Genomic DNA, 4,412 nt, shown 5'->3' on the forward strand with positions numbered 1-4,412 from the left:
CGATCTGGTCCTGTTCGACGTGGAGCGCGGATGGGTGGTGGACGCCGACGCCCTGCTCAGCAAGTCCAAGAACTCGCCCTTCGACGGACGCCCGGTGCAGGGCCGGGTTCTGCGCACGGTGATTGACGGCCGCGCCGTCTTTGAACTGAACGACTGAGGCGATCGATGGGCGAGGGCGAACTTTCCTGGTTGCAGGCGGCGGCGGCGGCGGTCGGCTATCTGGTCGGCTCCATACCCTTCGGTCTGGTGCTGACCCGTGTGGCCGGACTGGGCGATATCCGCGCCGTCGGCTCCGGCAACATCGGCGCCACCAATGTCCTGAGGACCGGCCACAAAGGCCTGGCGGCGGCGACCCTGTTATTGGACGCCGGCAAGGCGGCGGCGGCGGCGCTGCTGTTTGCCCGTGTGGACGGCATGTCCGGCCTGATCGCCGGTTTTTTCGCCGTCCTCGGCCACAACTTTCCGCTTTGGCTGAATTTCAAGGGCGGCAAGGGGGTGGCCTCGACGCTGGGCCTGTTCATCGCCGTCGCCTGGCCGGCGGGGCTTCTGGTCGGCGCCACCTGGCTGGCGACGGCGGCCTTGTTCCGCGTCTCGTCACTGGCGGCGCTGGCGGCGCTGGCCCTGTCGCCGCTTTATATGCACTGGATCGCTCCCGGCCCGCCGACGGTCATGGCCGCCGGCTTGGCCGTGCTGGGCATCGCCCGCCATCACCAGAACATCAAAAGGCTGCTTAAAGGCGAGGAACCGAAAATCGGCGGCGGGAAGAAGTAGCGATATGGATACTCGCGACCTGACCTCTACCGAAAAGCTGGACTGGCTGAGGCTGATCCGCTCCGAGAACGTCGGGCCGATCACCTTCTACAGGCTGCTGGAACGTTTCGGCTCGGCTTTTGCCGCCATCCGGGCGCTACCTGAAATGGCGCGGCGCGGCGGGCGCTCCAAGGACATCACGGTATGCCCGGCAGCGGCAGCCGAGCGCGAGATGGAAGCGCTCGCCAAGCTGGGGGCCGTGTTTATCGCCCGCATCGAGCCGGCCTATCCCCCGTTGCTCGCCCATATTGAAGACGCGCCGCCGTTGATCAGCGTTCTCGGCAATGTCCACCTGTTGAAGAAAAAGGCCGTCGGCGTCGTCGGCGCCCGCAACGCCTCGTACAACGGCATGCGGTTCACCCGCAAGCTGGCCGGGGATTTGGGAAGCAACGGCCTGCTGGTGGTTTCGGGGCTGGCTCGCGGCATCGACGCCGGCGCCCACGAGGGGGCGCTTGACACAGGCACGGCGGCGGTGGTCGCCGGCGGAGTCGACATCATCTACCCCCGTGAGAACGCCGAACTCTACGCCCGCATTGTCGAGAGGGGCGTGGTGGTCAGCGAGTGCGCTCCCGGCGAGTCCCCGACGACGCGCCATTTTCCGCGCCGCAACCGCCTTATTTCCGGCATCTCGCGCGGCGTTGTGGTTATCGAGGCGGCGCGTCGTTCAGGCTCGCTGATTACCGCCAGGACGGCCCTTGAGCAGAACCGCGAGGTCTTCGCCGTTCCCGGCTCGCCGATGGACCCCAGGGTCGGCGGCGCCAACGATTTAATTCGCCAGGGCGCCGTTCTTACCGAATCCGCCGATGATGTCATGCGCGTTCTTGATGACCTGTTCCGCAGCCCCCTTGCCGAGCGGAAAGCCTTTGATTTCAGCACTCCGCCGCCCTCTGTTCCCGATGACGGCGACCTGAACAAGGCTCGTCTTGAGATCGAACAAATCCTTGGTCCCGATCCGGTGATGGTTGACGAAATCATCCGTAACTGCCAAATGTCCACCGCCGTGGTTTCCATGGTTCTCCTGGAGTTGGAGTTGGCGGGCCGTTTGGAGCGCCACTCCGGCAATCAGGTTTCATTGGTTTGGACATAACGGATTTTCATGAACGTCGTCGTCGTTGAGTCGCCGGCCAAGGCCAAGACCATCAACAAGTACCTGGGCGGCGGGTACACCGTTCTCGCCAGCTACGGGCATGTGCGCGACCTTCCTTCCAAGGACGGCTCGGTGCTCCCCGGCGAAGACTTCGCCATGAACTGGGAGGTTGACGCCAAGGCCGGCAAGCATATCAAACTTATCGCCGACGCCCTCAAGGGGGCGCAATGCCTGTATCTGGCCACCGACCCTGATCGTGAGGGCGAGGCCATCGCCTGGCATGTCCGCGAGGTGCTGGAGCAAAAGAAGGCGCTGAAAGGCGTTGACGTCAAGCGCGTGGTCTTTAACGAAATCACCAGAAGCGCCGTCGTCGAAGCCTTCTCTCATCCCCGCGCCCTGGACGCCGAGCTGGTCGAGGCCTATCTGGCGCGCCGGGCGCTGGACTATCTGGTGGGCTTTACGCTTTCTCCCGTTCTGTGGCGCAAGCTTCCCGGCAGCCGTTCGGCGGGCCGGGTCCAGTCGGTGGCGCTGCGCCTGATCTGCGAGCGCGAGACCGAGATCGAGATATTCAGGGCCAGGGAATACTGGTCCGTCAAGGCGCTGCTTAAAACGCCGTCCGGCGAGGTCTTCGAGGCTCAGTTAACCCGCCTCGGCGATGAAAATATCGGCAAGATGACGCTCGGCGACGAACAGGCGGCCACTGCCGCCGCCGCCGCCGTCGCCAATTCGACATTCGCCGTCGCCGACGTGCAGCGCAAGAAGACCAGTCGCCACCCGGCGCCGCCGTTCACCACCTCCACCCTGCAACAGGAGGCCTCGCGCAAGCTCGGCTTCGGCGCCAAGCGCACCATGCAGGTGGCGCAGAATCTGTATGAGGGCATCACTATCGGCGGCGAGACGGTGGGTCTCATTACCTACATGCGCACCGACGGCGTACAGATGGCCTCGGAGGCCGTTTCCGCCTGCCGCAAGCTGATCGGCGAGCGTTATGGCGCCGCCTACCTGCCGACCGCTCCCCGCTTCTACAAGTCCAAGGCCAAGAACGCCCAGGAGGCTCACGAGGCGATCCGCCCCACTGACTTCTCGCGCCTTCCCAAGGATATAGCCAACCGCCTGAACGATGATCAGCGGCGGCTTTACGAGTTGGTGTGGAAGCGGGCCATGGCCAGCCAGATGGAATCCGTCGTCCTTGATCAGGTCGCCGCCGACATTATTGATTCAGGCGGCAAGGCGACATTGCGGGCCACCGGCTCGACAATCGCCTTCGACGGTTTTTTGAAACTATACGGCGAGAGCCGTGACGACGCCGCCGGCGATGATGATGACGAGCGCACGCTGCCGCCCCTCAAGGAAGGCGACGCCCTGAGCCTGGAAGACATACTCAAGGACCAACACTTTACCCAGCCGCCGCCCCGCTATTCCGAAGCAAGCCTGGTCAAGACCCTGGAAAAACTGGGCATCGGTCGTCCTTCCACCTATGCCTCGATCATTTCGGTGCTTCAGGATCGCGACTATGTGCATCTGGACAAGCGCCGCTTTATTCCGGAGGACCGGGGACGGCTTGTCACCGCTTTTCTCTCCAGTTTTTTCGCCCGCTATGTCGAATACAACTTCACCGCCGAGCTTGAGACCAAGCTGGATGATATTTCCGGCGGCCGCGTCAACTGGAAGCAGGTGCTGAGAGAATTCTGGGAGTCTTTCAGCGCCGCCGTCGGCGAAACCAAAGACCTCCGGGTCAGGGAAGTTCTTGACGCTTTGGACAATCTGCTCGGCCCTCACTTTTTCCCGGAAGGCGAGGACGGCGCCGACTCCCGCAAATGCCCCCAGTGCGCCGATGGACGCCTGAACCTGAAGCTGGGAAAGTTCGGCGCCTTTATCGGTTGCTCCAACTACCCGGAGTGCCGCCATACCCGTCCGCTGGTGGTGGCCAACGGCAACAACGGATCGCCCGAAGACAGCGGCCCCAAGGAACTGGGCCTTGACCCGGACGGCGGTCTGGCCGTCACCTTGCGCAAAGGGCCATACGGAACCTATGTGCAACTGGGCGAGCCGGAAGGAAAGACCAAGCCCAAGCGGGCGTCTCTTCCCCGCACCATGGAGCCTTCATCCGTTGACCTCGACAAGGCGCTGGCCCTGCTGGCTCTGCCCAGAGATATCGGCGTCTATCCCGAAACCGGAAAAACCATCGTCGCCGGCATCGGGCGCTTCGGTCCTTATCTAAAGCACAACAATATCTTTATCTCGCTGAAGGGCGATGACGATGTTTTGGCCGTAGACCTTGACCGCGCCATCTCCCTGATCGCCGACTCGCCGAAAAAGATACCGCCCAGGGAACTGGGAACCCACCCCAAGGACGGCAAGCCTGTGATCCAGCATAAGGGCCGCTTCGGCCCCTATGTCCAGCACGGCGTCGTACGCGCCACCCTGCCCAACGGAACCGACGCTGACGCCGTAACCCTGGAGCAGGCCCTGGAGCTGATCGCCGCCAAGGCCAAAAAAGGCGGCGGCAAGGGGG

2 protein-coding genes and 2 pseudogenes (2 of these 4 cut by a window edge) are annotated in these 4,412 nt (G+C 63.5%); all 4 read left to right on the forward strand.

Annotated features, from left to right (window positions below):
- Positions 1 to 157: pseudogene (locus tag A3H92_09505) on the forward strand (dihydroorotase); it begins 1,160 nt to the left of the window's first position.
- Between the two features lie 8 nt (positions 158 to 165).
- Complete coding sequence (locus A3H92_09510; GenBank protein ID OHC74141.1) at positions 166 to 771, forward strand: glycerol-3-phosphate acyltransferase; 606 nt, start codon at positions 166 to 168, stop codon at positions 769 to 771.
- A 4-nt stretch (positions 772 to 775) separates the two neighbouring features.
- Entirely contained in the window at positions 776 to 1,897 is a 1,122-nt protein-coding gene (locus A3H92_09515) for a DNA protecting protein DprA (protein OHC74142.1), read from the forward strand.
- A gap of 9 nt (positions 1,898 to 1,906) precedes the next feature.
- Positions 1,907 to 4,412 (forward strand): annotated as a pseudogene (locus tag A3H92_09520) (DNA topoisomerase I) (it continues 71 nt past the right edge of the window).

This window comes from Rhodospirillales bacterium RIFCSPLOWO2_02_FULL_58_16, assembly GCA_001830425.1.
Taxonomy (GTDB): domain Bacteria; phylum Pseudomonadota; class Alphaproteobacteria; order Rhodospirillales; family 2-02-FULL-58-16; genus 2-02-FULL-58-16.

What these genes read in the sequence shown, in the direction of transcription:
- A3H92_09510 (OHC74141.1), top strand. Translation starts at nt 166, where the DNA reads ATGGGCGAGGGCGAACTTTCCTGGTTGCAGGCGGCGGCGGCGGCGGTC.
- A3H92_09515 (OHC74142.1), top strand. Translation starts at nt 776, where the DNA reads ATGGATACTCGCGACCTGACCTCTACCGAAAAGCTGGACTGGCTGAGG.